General features: G+C 68.2%; 11 protein-coding genes. 5 read left to right on the top strand and 6 right to left on the bottom strand.

Annotation, left to right across the window (positions count from 1 at the left end):
• Positions 1 to 211: 211 nt before the first annotated feature.
• From ACSAMQ_RS03075 to ACSAMQ_RS03065, 3 genes are all read right to left on the bottom strand, one after another.
• Positions 212 to 3322, bottom strand: coding sequence for an efflux RND transporter permease subunit (locus tag ACSAMQ_RS03075; RefSeq protein WP_435394234.1), 3111 nt, complete (start codon positions 3320 to 3322; stop codon positions 212 to 214).
• Between the two features lies 1 nt (position 3323).
• Complete coding sequence (locus ACSAMQ_RS03070; RefSeq protein WP_435394233.1) at positions 3324 to 6815, bottom strand: efflux RND transporter permease subunit; 3492 nt, start codon at positions 6813 to 6815, stop codon at positions 3324 to 3326.
• A gap of 76 nt (positions 6816 to 6891) precedes the next feature.
• The gene (locus ACSAMQ_RS03065; RefSeq protein ID WP_435394232.1) at positions 6892 to 8040 is read right to left on the bottom strand and encodes an efflux RND transporter periplasmic adaptor subunit; all 1149 of its coding nucleotides are present in this window, start codon (positions 8038 to 8040) and stop codon (positions 6892 to 6894) included.
• 340 nt (positions 8041 to 8380) lie between these two features.
• On the opposite strand from ACSAMQ_RS03065, the gene ACSAMQ_RS03060 reads away from it, so the two are divergent.
• On the top strand, positions 8381 to 8767 hold the full coding sequence (locus tag ACSAMQ_RS03060) for a c-type cytochrome (protein WP_435394308.1): 387 nt from the start codon (positions 8381 to 8383) through the stop codon (positions 8765 to 8767).
• An 8-nt stretch (positions 8768 to 8775) separates the two neighbouring features.
• Complete coding sequence (locus tag ACSAMQ_RS03055) at positions 8776 to 9228, top strand: c-type cytochrome (protein ID WP_435394231.1); 453 nt, start codon at positions 8776 to 8778, stop codon at positions 9226 to 9228.
• A 183-nt stretch (positions 9229 to 9411) separates the two neighbouring features.
• Here the strand turns inward: ACSAMQ_RS03055 and ACSAMQ_RS03050 are convergent, their stop codons facing one another.
• Both ACSAMQ_RS03050 and ACSAMQ_RS03045 read right to left on the bottom strand, forming a co-directional pair.
• Positions 9412 to 11166, bottom strand: a complete 1755-nt coding sequence (locus ACSAMQ_RS03050) for a hypothetical protein (protein WP_435394230.1) — start codon at positions 11164 to 11166, stop codon at positions 9412 to 9414.
• A gap of 19 nt (positions 11167 to 11185) precedes the next feature.
• The gene (locus ACSAMQ_RS03045) at positions 11186 to 11782 is read right to left on the bottom strand and encodes an NfuA family Fe-S biogenesis protein (RefSeq protein ID WP_435394229.1); all 597 of its coding nucleotides are present in this window, start codon (positions 11780 to 11782) and stop codon (positions 11186 to 11188) included.
• Positions 11783 to 11925: 143 nt separating this feature from the next.
• Between ACSAMQ_RS03045 and ACSAMQ_RS03040 the strand changes: the two genes are divergently transcribed.
• Together ACSAMQ_RS03040 and ACSAMQ_RS03035 are read left to right on the top strand one after the other, a co-directional pair.
• Positions 11926 to 12267, top strand: coding sequence for a 4a-hydroxytetrahydrobiopterin dehydratase (locus ACSAMQ_RS03040; RefSeq protein WP_057917746.1), 342 nt, complete (start codon positions 11926 to 11928; stop codon positions 12265 to 12267).
• Between the two features lie 7 nt (positions 12268 to 12274).
• Positions 12275 to 12691 carry an energy transducer TonB gene (locus ACSAMQ_RS03035; protein ID WP_435394228.1) on the top strand — a complete coding sequence of 139 codons (417 nt, stop codon included), beginning with the start codon at positions 12275 to 12277 and terminating at the stop codon, positions 12689 to 12691.
• Between the two features lie 190 nt (positions 12692 to 12881).
• Here the strand turns inward: ACSAMQ_RS03035 and ACSAMQ_RS03030 are convergent, their stop codons facing one another.
• Positions 12882 to 13838, bottom strand: a complete 957-nt coding sequence (locus ACSAMQ_RS03030) for an RluA family pseudouridine synthase (protein WP_435394227.1) — start codon at positions 13836 to 13838, stop codon at positions 12882 to 12884.
• A 501-nt stretch (positions 13839 to 14339) separates the two neighbouring features.
• Between ACSAMQ_RS03030 and ACSAMQ_RS03025 the strand changes: the two genes are divergently transcribed.
• On the top strand, positions 14340 to 15994 hold a 1655-nt coding region (locus ACSAMQ_RS03025; RefSeq protein WP_435394226.1), incomplete at its 3' end, for an Rne/Rng family ribonuclease.

The following is a 15994-nucleotide window of genomic DNA, read 5'->3' as shown; positions in this document are numbered from 1 at the left end:
GGCGCCTAGCCTGCCACGAATCGGGCACCTCGTCGCTGCGAGACAGCGCACGAATCCGGCGACTCTGCGCCAGTGCCTGGAGACGGCAACGCCCCGGACCGACCGCGGCCGATCGCGCCCACGCCCCCGTGCAAGGGGCGTGGCAAGCGTCGAGGCGATGCCTTCAGGGCCGGCGATCCGGACCCGCTTCGATGCGCGCCCGAACCTCCCGCTACGCCGGCAGACCGGCTTCTTCGCCCGCCTCGCCCGTCCGCTCGCCCGGCGATGCGGGCTTACCGCGCGCACGGCCCACGATCCGGCCGGTGCTGGCGCGCATGTCGTCCAGGAGACTGTAGATCGTCGGCAGGAACAGCAGGCTGACCACGGTCGAGAACGCCAGGCCACCGGCCACCGCGCGCGCCATCGGCGAGTAGGCCAGGCCGCCGAGCACGACGGTGTCGCTCAGCGAAATCGGCACCATCGCCAGGATCGCCGTGCCCATGGTCATCATGATCGGGCGCAGACGCTCGCGGCTGCCCTCGACCAAGGCCTCGTTGCGCGACAGGCCGCGTCGCCGCAAATTGTTGATGTGCTCGACCATGACGATGCCGTTGTTCACCACCACGCCCATCAGCACCAGAATGCCGATGAAGGCCATGACCGTGAACGAACTGCCGGTCAGCCAGAACAGCCAGAACACGCCGAAGATCGAGAACACCACGCAGCTCATGATCGCCGCCGGGAACAACAGCGACTCGAATACCGCGGCCATGACGACGTAGATCATCACCAGGGCGATGACCAGGTTGAACATCATCTGCTTGCCGGCATCGTCGTCGCGCTCGAACGAGCTGCCGTCGAAGCTGTAGCTGTAGCCGGCCGGGAACGCGACCTTCTTCAGCGTGTCCTCCATCGCCTTGCGCGCATCGGGGGTGGTCGCCTTGCCGTTGAGACTGGCCAGGATGGTCAGCGTGGTCTGGCGGTCGTTGCGGTTGATCTGGCTGGCGGTCGGGCGCAGGTTGACGTCGACCATCGCCAGCAGCGGCACGCTGCGGCCATCGCTGGAGCGCACGGTGAACTCGGCCAGGTTCTCGATGGTGTACTTCTCCGCGCCGGCGAAGCGCGCCCACACCGGCACCTCGGTCTCGCCGCGCTGGAAGTCGCGCAACTGCGCGCCGCGCAGCGACAGGCCCACGAAGCGCGACACCTCCTCGACGCTGAAACCGAACGACGCGGCGCGTTCGCGATCCACCTTGACGTTGAGCTCGGTGTTGCGGTCGCCCACGTCCACGCGGACATCGCGCAGTTCCGGCCGGCGCGCGAGCATCGGGATGATGTCGCGGGCCAGCTCGGTCAGGGTCTCGGTCGAATCGCCGACCAACTGGACCTGGACGTTCTTGCCGCCGCCCTGGCCGCCGTCCTGGTCTTGGCCCACGGTGATCTCGGCCTTGGCCGATTTCGGCAGGACCTTGGCGATCTCGTCGACCAGCGGCTTGTTGTTCTTGACCTTCGCCTCGTCGAACTGCAGCCGCGTGCCGCCCTCGCTGCCCTGCTCGCTGAAGAACGAATAGATCTGCTTGATGTGGTACTGCTTGCGGCGCGCCTCGAGGAACTGCTCGATCTTGAGGATCTCGACCGACATCTGCTCGCGGGTGTAGCTGCCCTTCCACTGATATTGAATGAAGGCTTCCTTGCCGCCTTCGTTGCCGAACATGTCGAACTTGGTCTGGGTCGCCGGAATCAGGCTGATCAGCACCACCAGCACGATGCCGAGCACGCTCAGGCCGCGATGCTCCAAGGTCCAGCGCAGGAACCGCGCGTAAGACCGCTGCAGCCAGGGGATCAGCCCGGTGGTGGTGTTGACCGCGGGCGGCGTCTTCATCCGCGCCGAGATCATCGGGATCAGGCTCACCGCGACCAGCCACGAGGCCAGCAGCGAGACCGAGATCGTGATGGCGATCTGCGACATGAAGATGCTGATGTCGTTGGTCTCGCCGATCAGATTGGGCAGGAACACGATGCAGTGGCACAGCGTACCGGCCGACAGGGCGATGGCGACGTGGCGCGTGCCCAGGATCGAAGCCAGCTGCGGCTGCTCGGGCATCTTCTCGCGTTCCTGGTAGATGCTTTCGACCACGACCACGGCGTTGTCGACCAGCATGCCGACCGCCAGCAGCAACCCCATCAACGACAGCACATTGAGAGTCACGCCGATGAAGTGCATGAAGCCCAGGGTCATCACGAAGCAGATCGGAATCGCCAGGGTCACCATCAAGGTCGAGGGCCAATGGCGCAGGAAGAAGAACAGCACCGCGATCGACAGCAGCAGACCGATCGCGCCGGCCTCGCCCAGCTCCAGCAAGGAACTGGTCACGTCTTCGCCCTGGTTCTGCACCACCTTGATCTCGATGTTGCTCAACGCCGGCTGGGCGCGGATCGCCTCCACCTCGGCCAGCGCCAGCTTCGACACCTCGACCAGATTGGCGCTGCGCTCCTTGAAGATGTCCAGGCCGATGGCCGGGCGGCCGTCGAGACGGCGGCCGGTTTCCAGGCGCGCCGGCTTGAGCCGCACCTCGGCGATGTCGCGCAGCTTCAGTCCGCTGGTGTTGATCACCAGATTGCGGAATTGCTCCAGATCGGCCACCTGCCCGATCGGCTGCACCCGCAGGCGCCGGCCGCCGTCCTCGATCTGGCCGGCCGAGATCGAGAAATTCAGCGCCTGCAGACTCTTGGTCAAGGTATTGAGATCCACGCCATGCGCGACCATGCGGTCGGGCAGGATCGCGATCTCGACCTCGTTCGGCGCGGCGCCGCCGATCTCCACCTTGGCCACGCCCGGGATGCGTTCCAGGCGACGCTTGAACTCGCGATCGATCAGGTCGTATTCGCGGCTGAGGTCCATGTCGCCGGCCAGGCGCACCTGCAGGATGGCCTGGTCGGCGCTGGACCACTTGAACACGAAGTAGCGCTGGAAACCCTCGGGCAAGTCGTCGACGATCGCGTCGATGCGTTCGCGGGCCTCCGAAGCCGCGATGGCGATATCGCGGTCCCAGTCCTTGAACTCCATCTGGATGGTGGCCGAGTCCGAGGTCGCGCTGCCGCGCATGGTCTTGATCCCGGTCATCGTCGCCAGCGCTTCTTCGGCCGGGCGCAGGATCGTGCGCTCGACTTCTTCCGGCGTGGACCCGTCGTACGGCAACTGCACCACCAGGAACGGTGCGGTGATGTCCGGCAGCGACTCCAGCGGCAGCCGCACCGCCGCGATCAGGCCGATCACGAACATCGACACGAACAGCATGATGGTCGTGATCGGCCGCTTGATGCTGATCTCGGCAACGCTCATGTCAGTGCGCCTCGGCCAGCGGGTCGTTGTCGTGGCCGATCTTGTCGGCGGCGGTCCTGGCGTCCCGCTCGGCCTTGCGCACGCGATTGCGGTAGTACTCGTCGCCGCGACGGTCGAGCAGGTCGTACACCACCGGAATCACCACCAGGGTCAACAGGGTCGACACCAGCAGACCGCCGATCACCGTGATCGCCATCGGCGAGCGCACCTCGGCGCCCTCTCCGGTCGCGATCGCCAGCGGCAGGAAGCCGAACAAGGTGCACAGCGTGGTCATGATGATCGGGCGCAGCCGCGAGCGAGCGCCTTCGATCAGGGCTTCGCGCTTGGGCATGCCGTGCTCGCGCAACTGGTTGACCTTGTCGATCAGGATGATCGCGTTCTTCACCACCAGGCCGACCAGCAGGATCAGGCCGATGAACACCACCACCGACACCGCCGAGCGGGTCAGCAGCAGCGCCAGCACCGCGCCGACCAGTGCCAGGGGGATCGTGAACAGGATCACGAACGGGTGCAGCAGCGACTCGAACTGCGAGGCCATCACCAGATAGACCAGGAAGATCGCCAGGCCGAACGCGAACAGCAGCGAATTGATCGACTGCTGCAGCTCCTCGCCCTGGCCGCCGATGTGCATGCGCACCTCAGCGCTCAACGGTTGCTCGCGCACCAGTTTCTGGACTTCGGCGATGGCGCCGCCGAGGTCGATGTCGCGCAGGTTCGAGGAGACGATCGCCACGCGCACCTGGTCGGCGCGATGGATCTCGCTGGGACCGCTGGTGGCGACGACGTCGGCCACCGACTCCAGCGTCACCGGGCGGTTGCTGCCGGGGTTGACGATCAGGCGGCGGATGCTCTCGATCGAGGCGCGGTCGGACTCGCGCGCCCGCACCAGCACGTCGATCTTGCGGTCGCGGAAGCTGTAGCGGGTGGCCACGTCGCCGCGCACCTTCTTCACCACCACGTCGGCGATATCGCGCGTGGCCAGGCCGAAAGCGCCGGCACGGTCCTGGTCGAAGCGGATCTGGATCTCGGGGAAACCCTGCTCCACCGTCGACTTGACGTCGGCGAAATGCGGACTGCCGCGCAGCAGCTTGGCCATGTGCTGGCCCGCGCGCTGGATGGTCTCCAGATCCTGCCCGCGCAATTCGATCTCCAACGGCGTGGAGAAACTGAACAGCTGCGGCCGGGCGAAATCGACCTGGGCGCCGGGATGGGCCTGCATGGTGCGGCGCAGGCGCTCGGTCTCTTCGGCTTCGATCTGCTTGCTGCCGCCGTCGGCCATCACCACGGTGATCTTGCCGATGTTCTCGCCGCTCTCGGTGGGGTTGGCGTCGAGCCGCGTACCGCTGCCGCTGACGCCGAACCAGGCGTGGATGCCGGGGTCTTTCGCGTGTTTCTCCTGGATTTCGCGCACCAGGCGGTCGGTCTCGCGCAGCGGCGTGCCCGGCGGCAGCTTGACGGTCATGTCGAAGCGGTCCTGGGCCAACTGCGGGATCAGATCGGCGCCGAGCAGCGGCACCGCCGCCAGGGTGGCCACGAACGCCGCGCCGGCCAGGCCGAGCACCAGCACGCGATGACCCATCGCCGCCGGCAACAGCTTCAGATAGCCGCGTTCGGCGCGCTCGTACGGCGCCATCGCCAGGTCGCTGGCCTTGCCCATGACCGGCCCGAGCCCCGCGCCGAGGATGCGCCAGGCGCGCACGACCGCCCAGGCGATGCCGAAGAAGGTCCAGCGCACCGCAGCGCCGATCGCCAGGAACGGCCAGGCCAGCACCTTCGTCACGCGGTTGCGCGGCTGCCAGCGCGGATGCGGCGCCTCTTCCTGGAAGCCCAGCGCCGGCCGCCCGCGCAACGCGCTCAGCATCGGGATCAGAGTCATCGACACGATCAGAGAGATGCCGATCGCCAGCGCCACGGTCAGGGCCTGGTCGCGGAACAGTTGGCCGGCGATGCCCTCGACGAACACCAGCGGCAGGAATACCGCGATGGTGGTCAAGGTCGAGGCGACCACCGCCATGCTGACCTCTCGCGTGCCGGTCACGGCCGCTTCGAGAATGCCGAGCCCGCGTTCGCGCGCCTTGGCGATGCTCTCCAGTACGACGATCGAGTCGTCCACCACCAGGCCGGTGGCGAGGGCCAGGCCGCCCAGCGACATCACGTTGAGGCTCAGCCCCAGGCGGTCCATGAAGAAGAAGGTGGCGATGATCGACACCGGCAACGACAGGCCGATCACGAAGGTGCTCCAGCCGTCGCGCAGGAACAAGAAGATGATCAGCACCGCCAGGAAGCCGCCGATCACCGCGTCCTTCTTGACGTCGGCGATAGCGTGGCGGATGAACTGCGACTGGTCGTCGATCGTGGTCAGCTCCACGTCCGGCGGAATCTGCTCCTTGATCTGCTTGAGGCGCGCCTGGATCGCGTCGGCGGTGGCGACGGTGTTGGCGTCGCCCTCCTTGTAGATCGCCAGTTCGACCGCTTCGGTGCCGCCCAGGCGAATGATCGCCTCGCGCTCCTTGAAGCTCTGGCGGACTTCGGCGATGTCCTTCAATCGCACCGGCTTGCCGCCGGCCGCGGTGCTCTGCTCGCCCGAACTCGCGCTCTGCACCGAGGCGGCCGCGGCCATGGCGTCGGCCGAACCCGAGGCGGCGGCCACCCGCGCCATTTCCGCCGCGGCGTCGGCCGCGGCGTTGCCGCCGGCCTTCTGGGTGGTCACCAGCATCTCGCGGATTTCGGGCACGCTGGCGAATTCGTTGACGGTGCGCACCAGGTAGCGTTGCGCGCCCTCCTCCAGGCGGCCGCCGGAGATGTTGATGTTCTCCTGCTTGAGGCGCTGGATGATGGTGTCGATCGGCAGGTTGAGCTGGGAGATCTTCTGCTGGTCGATGTCGACCTGGATCTCGTCCTCGAGACCGCCGCCGACCTTGACCGCGGCGACGCCGTCGACCGGCTCCAGCTTCTTCTTGAGGTCGTCGTCGGCATAGCGACGCAATGCGGTCAACTGACGGATCGCCTCGTTCTCGCCGGCCTTGGCGCCGTTCTTGTTCGACAGGGCGATGCGCAGGATCGGCTCGGTCGAGGGGTTGAAGCGCAGCAGCACCGGCTTCTTGGCTTCCAGCGGCAACTGCACGACTTCCATCTTGTCGCGCACTTCCAGGCTGGCCTGGTCCATGTCGGTGCCCCAGGCGAACTCCAGCACCACGTCGCTCTGTCCGGTGCGCGAGACCGACTTGAGCTTGCGCAGGCCCTTGACCACGCCGACCGCTTCTTCCAGCGGCTCGGAGATCAGGGTTTCGATTTCGGTCGGCGCCGCGCCGGTGTACTCGGTGCGCACGGTCAGAGTCGGATAACTCAGGTCCGGCAGCAGGTTGACCTTGAGGCTGTTCAGCGCGATCAGGCCGAACAGCAGGAAAGTGATCGTCACCATCGCCACGGTGACGCGGCGACGGGTGGAGAACTCCACCAGGTTAAAGGACGTCGTGTCCGGAAGCTGAGCCACAGTCAGTCCCCACGTTCAAAAGAATTCGAAAGACGCGGCCGAGGGCCGGCCGCGCTGGACCGCAAGCGTCGGACGCTTACTGCTTGTCGGTGGCCGCGCCGGCGGCGCTGGCGACGGCCTTGGGCTGCGCGGTGTTGATCAGCTGCACCTCGGTCCCCTCGCGCAACGCGGTCTTGCCGGCCACCACGACCTGGTCGCCGAGCTTGAGGCCGTCGCGGACCTCGGCCCAGGCGCCGTCGAGATAGCCCAGCTTGACCGGGACGCGCGCGACCTTCTTGCCGCGCACCACGAACACCGCCGGGTCGCCCTCGTCGTCGAGCAGCGCCGCGCGCGGCACGACCAGCGCGTCGGCGCGGTTGTCGTAGTCGATGCGCAGGCGGCCGAACATGCCGGGCTGCAGCGTGCCGCCGCCCTCGAACGCGCAGATCACCCGGAAGGTGCCGCTGCCGGAATCGACCACCGGGGCGACCCGGTCGACCGTGCCGGTGAACACCTTGCCGGGCATGGCGTCGACCTGCATCTGCACCGGCAGGCCGGCCTTGAGCGTGGCCAGCTCGCGCTCGGGCACGTTGAGCGTCGCCTCCAGGCGCGAGGTGTCGACGATGCGGATGATCGGCGAGTTGATCTGGACGAAGTTGCCGGTCTTGATCGAACGCGAGGCGACGATGCCCGAGATCGGCGCCTCGACCTTGGCGTAGGACAGCTCCAGGTTCGCCATGCGGTTGGCGGCGCGGGCATTTTCCAGGTCGTAGCGCAGTTGGTCGTTGTCGTTGGCGCTCAGCAGGCGCTGCTCGGCCAACTGCTTGGAGCGGGCGTAGTTGGCCTCGAGCTTGCGCATGGTCGCGTTGGTCTGGGCGGCCTGCAGCTCGGCGCGGGCCGAGTCGAGCCGGACCAGCACCTGGCCGGCCTGCACGTGCTGGCCTTCCTCCACCATCACCGCGAGCGCCACGCCCGAGGTCTTGGCCACCACCTGCGATTCGGCCCGCGCTTCCAGCGGCGCGGTGCCGGTATAGCTGGCCGCGATCGCGCGCCGGGACGCCTGGGCGACCTCGACCGGGACCGCTTCCGATGCTTTGTCCTTGGCTTCCTTGGCCTGCGCTTCCGCAGCGCCGGCGCCGCCCTTGCAGGCCGACAGGCCGAGCACACAGGCCAGGGCCAGGGCGGCGACCGCCATGGTGCCGCCCATTGCCGGACCGCTGTTGCGGATATTGGTGAGTTGACGCATTCGAGACGACCCCAAGCTCTAGATTTTTCGTCGGTTACCGGTCGTATGCCGGTGTTGTATATAGGTATATCACCGGCCCTGAAAACCACCATCCGCCGAAGGTAATGGTGACTGGAGCCATGCACTTATTCTGAGGCACGGTAAGCGCGAGCGATGCCGGTCGCGCCGCCGCGGCGCCTCCGGCGGCCGGCCGCCGCCGCCCTCGCGAGTATGGATGCGCTCATCGACGACTTCGTTGCAGTCGCATGGCCGGCTATACTCGCCGACTTATGCGCGGCTCCGGCCCTGCACAGCCAGCCACCACCTTTCGCTAGCCATTCGAGATTGCGGACTAGACATGATGCGACCGCTGACGATCGCCGCCTGCTTTGCCCTGACCCTGGCCGCCATGACGGCGCACGCTCAGGAACCCGCCAAGGCGCCGGCCCCCACCCCCGCCGCCGCTCCGGCCACTCCGGCCGCCGCGCCGGCCATCAAGGGCAATGCCGAGACCGGCCGCCAACTGACCTATACCTGCCAGGGCTGCCACGGCGTCGCCGGCTACAAGAATGCCTACCCGAACTATCACGTTCCCAAGATCGTCGGGCAGTCCCCGGAGTACCTGACGAACGCGCTGACCGAATACAAGAAAGGCACGCGCAAGCACCCGACGATGCAGGCCCAGGCCCAGAGCTTCTCTGACCAGGACATCGCCGACATCGCCGCCTTCCTTTCCAGCGCCAAGTGAGCCGCCCCATGACGAACTCCAGCTTCTTCAAGAGCGGCCTCGCCATCGCCCTGTGCTCGGTCCTGACGCTCGCCGCCTGCTCGCAGGGCGAAGCGCCGGCCGGCCATTCCTCCGCCGACCGCGACGCCGGCCACACGTCCTCGTCGGCGGGCCTGCCGGCCGGCAACATCGCCGCGGGCGAAAAGCTCGCCAGCGTCAAGGGCAAGGCCACCGGCCAGTCCTGCGTGGACTGCCACGGCGCCGAAGGCAATGCGCCGATCGACCCGACCTACCCGAAGCTCGCCGGCCAGTACCACGACTACATCGCGCACTCGCTGCAGACGTACCGCGACGGCGACCGCGAGCATGCGCTGATGTCGAGCCAGGCCAAGGATCTGACCGATCAGCAGATCGCCGACCTCTCCGCCTACTTCGGTTCGCGCGAGAAAGGCCAGTTGCGCGACCTGCACGGCATCCACTGAGGCCTCGCGGCCTCGGCCGCGCAGCGCTCGGAAAGCGACGGCCCGCGCATGCGGGCCGTTCGCGTTTGCGGCGGGCCTTGCGCCCCGCCGCCAAGACCCGCAGCCGGAACAATTCCAGATTGCGGAATGGCGCGCCCGGCGTTGTGCCCCGATCGCGGGGCTGGGCGCCCGGGTCGGCCGCGCTCAGCCGCCCGGCGGCGGCCGCACGCTGCCGTTGTCTTCCTGCAGATGCGGTTTGAACGGGATGTCCGGCGGCGGGCGCGCGATCGCCGGCTGCTCGTTGAGGTTCGGGTCGTTGATGCCGCAACTGCCGCCGAGCATCAGCAAGGCGACCGAACACTGGATGCTTTTGCCCTTGCTGCCCGGGATCGGAATCATCACCGTCTGCACGCTGCGGCGGACCCATTCGGCCAACAGGGTTTCGTTCGGACGCCAATACTTGTCGAGCGCGGTCGGCTCGTAGTCGGTCGGCTTGCGCCGCAACCAGGTGCCGGCGCGGTCGAGATCCTTGATCTCGGCGGTGATCGTGCCCGGCGGCTTGCCCGGCGACGCCGAGCCCGGCGCATCGGCCAGACGCACGCTGCCATCGCTGTTGTACAGCCCGGGACGGTCGCCGCGCTGGCCGCCGGGCTGGTTGCGGGTCGACTCGCCCCAGTCGTCGCCGCGCTTCGGCGTCGACCAGGTTCCGGGCCCGGGCGTCGGCTTCGGGCCGGCGCCGGCGGTCGCTGATGGCGCTGCCGGGCTCGCCGCCGGCGCCGCGCTCGATGCGGCGGGCTGGCTGCTGGAACTGCTGGAGCTGCTGGAGCTGCTGGAGCTGCTGGAACTGCTGGGGCTGCTGGCCGGGGGGCTAGTCGCGGCCGAGGCCGAAGGCGGGAACGTCGACGGCGCGGCGCTCGGCGAGGACGCGGCCGCCGCGGACGGCGACGGCGTGGGGATGTCCGCGATGCGCACTTGCGGCGCGGTCGAACGCAACTGCGGCGCGGCGATCGGCGGCGTCGGCAGCTCGCGCACCGGCACCCGCGACAACGGCGCCGGCACCTCGCGCACGCTCACTTCGCGCGGCTGCACCGCGATGCTCGGCGCGGCGATTTCGCGTTGCGGCAGTTCGCGCGCGATCGGCTGCACCGGCGCCGGCACGTCGAGCGACGGCACCGGCTGGGTCTTGGCTTCGAGTTGCGGCACCCGCGGGGTGTCGTCGAGCCGGCGGCGGGTCGGCGGCAGGACGAAGATCTGCGGCGAATCCGGCACTTCCTTACTGACCATCACCGGCTGCTCGAGGGTCGGCGCCGGCGCCTGCGGCTCGGGGACATCGCGCTGCGGCACCTCGGGCAAGGTCGCCTGCAGTTCCGGGGTCGGCAGCGGCGCATCGGCCGCCAGTTGCGGCGGCGTGGGCTCGGAGGGCGCCGCGGCTTGCGGGGTCGGCGCGGCCTGCGGCGACGGAGTCTCGGCCTGCGGCTGATCGCTCGGCTGCTGCGAGCCGCCGCCGGGTTCCTTCGGCGTGCCCTCGCCGATGTATTCGATCATGGTGACGTTCTCGCCTTCCGGCGGCGGCCGGGTGGCGAAGAACTGCAGATACATCAGCCAGATCAGCAGGCCGGCGACGAAGATGTGCCAGACCAGCGAGAACGCGCCGGCGATCCAGCGCAGCCAGCGCTCTTCGCGCTCCGGCGGCTGCCATTGCTGGCGCCACAAGGTCGCGAAGGCCTGCCAACGGTTGAGCATCGCCGCGCGCGGCGGGGGTTGCACCAGGGGCCGCTGCGCGATCACCGCGATCAGCGCGTCCGAGGTCGCGCCGGTCACCGCGCCGCTGCGCTCGCGCATCGACTCCAGCCAGCTTTGCCAGCCCGCGGGAAACTCGCCCGGCGGCGGCGAATCGCGGCGCACCGCAAGCCGCAACCGGCGTTGCAGTGCTTCGATGACGGAGGCGGCGGTGGGCATAGGCTGCGCCGCGCCGGAATCAGGCGGCGGTGTCTCGGGGGATGTACGGCGCGTCACCGGTCTCGTGATCGGTGGCGTCGCGTACCGCGGTCACGCCCGGCACCTTGGTCATCAGAGTGGTTTCGATACCCTGCTTGAGCGTCACGTCGGCCATGCCGCAACCGTGGCAGCCGCCGCCGAAGCGCAGCACCACCACGCCGTCGGCGGTCACTTCCTGCACCGAGACGTGGCCGCGGTGCTGGGCGAGCTGCGGATTGACCTCGTGCTCGACCACCCAGCGCACCCGCTCGACCAGCGAGGCCGCATCGGTCGGCGCCTCGCCCTTGATCTTGGGCGCGCGGATCTGCAACTGGCCGCCGGTGGCCTTGACCTCGTAATCGATCTCCGCGCCGTCCAGGTACTGCACGCTGTCGGCGCGCAGCCACAGAGTGAAGCCTTCGCAGTCCACCGCCCATTCGTCGCCGGCCAGGTCGGCCGGCTCGGCGAACTCCAGGCGCACGTCGGCGCGCGGCGTGCCCGGATGCACCGCCGACAGCCGCACGCCGAGCCCCGGCAGGGCCTCGCGCTCGATGAGCTTGCGGAAGTGGGTTTGCGCGGATTCGGAAATATTGATCATCGGGCTATTCTAACGGGGTCGGCACGGCGTGAAGCCGCGCATGCATCCTACGACCGTCGGCGATACGATTCCGTTCATGGAAGGCGGTCGCCGCGCATAGCCATGCCGCGGCGCCATCGCCGGGCCGCCCAGGAGTCCGCAGCATGAACGATCTCATCCCCCTGTCCCAGGCTCATTGCATCGTGCGCCGGGGCATCGAACACAAGCTCAGCGAAGCCCGCATCCGCGAGCTGCTGCCCGAAGTGCCGGGCTGGGAGCTCGCCGAGGACGGCCACGCCCTCACTCGCACCTTCCGTTTCGACGACTATTATCGAACGATGGCTTTCGTGAACGCCCTGGCCTTCATGGCCAATCGCGAAGACCATCATCCCGATCTCGGCGTCCATTACGACCGCTGTGTGGTGCGGTATTCGACCCACGACGTCGGTGGCCTGAGCGAGAACGACTTCATCTGCGCGGCCAAGGCCGACGCTCTGACCGGTTGATCCCGCCATGAACCCAATCCGCACCAATTTCCGCCTTTCGCCGCGTCTGACCCCGGCCCTCGGCGCCGCCCTGCTCGCCCTGCTCGCCGCCGGCTGCGGCGAACGCGCCGCGGACGCGCCGGTCATCCCGTCCACGCCGCTGCGCGCGGTCGACACGCCGCCGCCGGATTACCCGCAGGAGATCGGCTGCGACCAGATCGGCGGCAAGGTCGTGCTGCAGCTCAGCGTCGGCCCCGACGGCAAGCCGAAGAAGGTCGACGTGCTCGAAAGCAGCCGCACCCCGGCGCTGGACCAGGCCGCGATCAAGGGCGTGCAGCGCTGGCGCTTCGAGGCCGCGACCCGCAACGGCAAACCGGTCTCGACCGACATCCAGGTGCCGGTGACCTTCCACTCGCCGGCGACGCGCCCGGAGCATTGCGGCTGAGGCCCCCGGAGCATTGCGGCTGAGGCCGCTGCGCACAGCAGACCCTGGCAGACGAACGACGCCGGCCCGAGCCGGCGTCGTTCGTTTGCAGCCGCCGGATCGGGCGAGAGCGCCCTGACCCGAAATCCGATAGCCAAGCCCGATGCCCGGTCTGCTGCCCGCAGGCGAGCATTGCAGCGGGGACTGCGGCTCAGCCCAGCCGGTCCAGCACCTCGACCAACTCCGGCGCCAGCGGCGCGTTGAGCAGATAAGGCTCGCGGCCGCCGTCGAGGGCGAATTCCAGGGTCGAGGCATGCAGGAACAGGCGCTTCAGCCCGGCCTGCTCGCGCAGGCGCTTGTTGGCCTCGACCTCGCCGTATTTATCGTCGCCGGCGACCGGATGGCCGATGTGCTGGGCATGCACGCGGATCTGGTGGGTGCGGCCGGTCTCGATCCGCACCTCGCAATACGACTGCCCGCCGCGCCGCTCCAGGACCTTGAAGTGGCTCAGCGACGGCTTGCCGTCGCGATGCACCTGGACATGGCGTTCGCCGCCCTGGCGCAGGCCGATGTGCAGGGCCGCGTCCACGCTCATCACGCCCTCGGGCATGCGCCCGGTCAGCAGCGCCATATAACGCTTGGCGATCCCGCCCTCCTCGCGCATCAGGGCCTGCATCTCGGTCAGTGCCGAACGCTTCTTGGCCACGATCAGCAGGCCCGAGGTGTCGCGGTCGAGCCGGTGCACGAGCTCCAGGGTCTGGCCCGGGCGCAGCGCGCGCAGAGTCTCGATGGCGCCGAAGCTGATCCCGCTGCCGCCGTGGCTGGCGACCCCGGAGGGCTTGTTCAGGGCGAGCAGGCGCGCGTCCTCGAACACGATCGCCGCGTCGAGCGCGTCCATGAAGCCCTTCGGCGGAGTCGGCTTGTCGCCGGTCTCGCTGAGACGAACCGGGGGAATCCGCACCTCATCGCCGGCCTCGAGCTTGCGCTCGGCCTTGGCGCGACCGCCGTTCACCCGCACTTGGCCGGAGCGGACCAGCTTGTAGATCAAGGACCTGGGCGCACCTTTGAGTTGGCCCAGGAGGAAATTGTCGAGCCGTTGACCGTCACGATCTTCGGGTACGCGCACAGTCCGTGCGCCGGTGTTACCGGAGTTTGCTGTCTGGGTCATCCCGAAGCGTTATCTGTTACACTCGCGACGCGAGATAAGGTTTTGATTTCGCTGGGAGTTGTACCCGACCGCGTCGCCTGACAAGCGTGCGGTTCGGTACGGGGCCGAAAGCCCCTCCCGCGATTCCGGTCCGCGTCTAACCACTGCCCACGGGGTAGCCATGTTAGCAGCGACGGACCGGCGGAACCGGCCAGCGCCCGATGGGTCAAACCGTCGAGATGAACACCCGTGCGGCGCCCAAGCCTGAGGCTCGTTGAGAGCCGGCTCGACGCGCCGCCGCCCGCCCCGAGCGACGTTCGCGTCGCCGGCCCCGAAAGAACCGAGTAGGTAAGAAGCGCTCCCGCGGCGTGCCGTGGTGATGTAGCGCTGGTAGTGGAGACCTCGCCGGCGCGCGGGCGGCCCGCATTCGCTGCGGCCGACGATCGCGACGGCGAAGTCTCAGTTCCCAGATAGCGAAACGCCATGGCGTTCCGCGCGGTAGAGCGCGCGAGGAACGCAACAATGAAGCGCATGCTGATCAATGCGACGCAGGCGGAAGAACTGCGCGTCGCCATCGTCGACGGCCAATCCCTGTACGACATCGATATCGAACAGCCGTCGAAGGAACAGAAGAAGTCCAACATCTACAAGGGCCGCATCACCCGGCTCGAGCCTTCGCTGGAAGCGGCGTTCGTCGACTACGGCGCCGACCGCCACGGCTTCCTGCCGCTGAAGGAAATCTCCCGCGACTATTTCCAGCCGGGCGTCGACCACAACAAGGCCGGCCTGCGCGAACTGCTGCGCGAGGGCCAGGAAATCGTGGTCCAGGTGGACAAGGAAGAACGAGGCAACAAGGGCGCCGCCCTGACCAGCTTCATCTCCCTGGCCGGCCGCTACATGGTGCTGATGCCGAACTCCCCGACCGCCGGCGGCGTCTCGCGCCGGATCGAAGGCGAGGACCGCGCCGCGCTCAAGGACGCGATGGACAAGCTCACCATCCCCGACGACATGGGGGTGATCATCCGCACCGCCGGCGTCGGCCGCGATGCCGAAGAGCTGCAGTGGGACCTCGACTACCTGGTCAGCGTCTGGAAGGCCGTCACCGACGCCGCCCTGAGCAAGCAGGCCCCGTTCCTGATCTACCAGGAATCGCGCCTGATCATCCGCGCCCTGCGCGACTACATGCGTCCCGACATCGGCGAGATCCTGGTCGATACCGACGAGATGTACGCCGAAGCGCGCGAGTTCGTCGAGCAGGTGATGCCGCACAACCTGCGCAAGCTGAAGAAGTACGCCGACGACACCCCGCTGTTCAACCGCTTCCAGATCGAGTCGCAGATCGAGAACGCCTACGAGCGCACCGTCCGCCTGCCCTCCGGCGGCGCCCTGGTGATCGACCAGACCGAAGCCCTGACCGCGATCGACGTCAACTCGGCGCGCGCGACCAAGGGCGGCGATATCGAGGAAACCGCGTTCAACACCAACCTGGAAGCGGCCGAGGAAGTCGCGCGCCAGATGCGCCTGCGCGACCTCGGCGGCCTGGTGGTGATCGACTTCATCGACATGGCGTCCAACCGCCACCAGCGCGACGTCGAGAACCGCCTGCAGAACGCCCTCAAGCAGGACCGCGCCCGCGTCCAGATCGGCCGCATCTCGCGCTTCGGTCTGCTCGAACTGAGCCGCCAGCGCCTGCGTCCCTCGCTCGGCGAGTCCAGCCAGTTGGTCTGCCCGCGTTGCGACGGCCACGGCCGCATGCGCAGCGTCGAGTCGATGTCGCTGTCGATCCTGCGCATCGCCGAAGAGCATGCGATGAAGGAGAACACCGGACAGGTGCTGGTGCAGGCCCCGACCGAAATCGCCAACTACCTGCTCAACGAAAAGCGCCGCGCGCTGACCGAGATCGAACAGCGCCACGGCGCGCCGATCGTGATCGTCGCCGACGAGCAGCTCGAAACCCCGCACTACGAAGTCACCCGGGTGCGCGAGAACGAGATCGGCGAAGAATCGTCCAAGCCTAGCTACCAGCGCGGCACCCAGCGCAAGCTGCCGCTGCACGCGCTGACCAAGGCTCATCTGAACATTCCGGACGCGCCGATCGTCACCAACGTCAAGCCGCTGCAGCCGGCGCCGTTGCGCGAACCGCGCGAACCCGCCGTGGCCGCGGCGGCGCCCGCCCC

The organism is Lysobacter sp. 1R34A (assembly GCF_051217035.1).
Classification (GTDB): Bacteria; Pseudomonadota; Gammaproteobacteria; order Xanthomonadales; family Xanthomonadaceae; genus Lysobacter.
Note: the sequence above shows the minus strand (reverse complement) of the source record. Positions and strands in the feature narration are given on the sequence as shown.

Bases quoted from the DNA above. Each gene is read 5' to 3' on its own strand.
- ACSAMQ_RS03060 (WP_435394308.1), top strand. From the start codon at position 8,381: ATGCGACCGCTGACGATCGCCGCCTGCTTTGCCCTGACCCTGGCCGCC.
- ACSAMQ_RS03075 (WP_435394234.1), bottom strand. From the start codon at position 3,322: ATGAGCGTTGCCGAGATCAGCATCAAGCGGCCGATCACGACCATCATG.
- ACSAMQ_RS03065 (WP_435394232.1), bottom strand. From the start codon at position 8,040: ATGCGTCAACTCACCAATATCCGCAACAGCGGTCCGGCAATGGGCGGC.
- ACSAMQ_RS03050 (WP_435394230.1), bottom strand. From the start codon at position 11,166: ATGCCCACCGCCGCCTCCGTCATCGAAGCACTGCAACGCCGGTTGCGG.
- ACSAMQ_RS03040 (WP_057917746.1), top strand. From the start codon at position 11,926: ATGAACGATCTCATCCCCCTGTCCCAGGCTCATTGCATCGTGCGCCGG.
- ACSAMQ_RS03045 (WP_435394229.1), bottom strand. From the start codon at position 11,782: ATGATCAATATTTCCGAATCCGCGCAAACCCACTTCCGCAAGCTCATC.
- ACSAMQ_RS03055 (WP_435394231.1), top strand. From the start codon at position 8,776: ATGACGAACTCCAGCTTCTTCAAGAGCGGCCTCGCCATCGCCCTGTGC.
- ACSAMQ_RS03035 (WP_435394228.1), top strand. From the start codon at position 12,275: ATGAACCCAATCCGCACCAATTTCCGCCTTTCGCCGCGTCTGACCCCG.
- ACSAMQ_RS03030 (WP_435394227.1), bottom strand. From the start codon at position 13,838: ATGACCCAGACAGCAAACTCCGGTAACACCGGCGCACGGACTGTGCGC.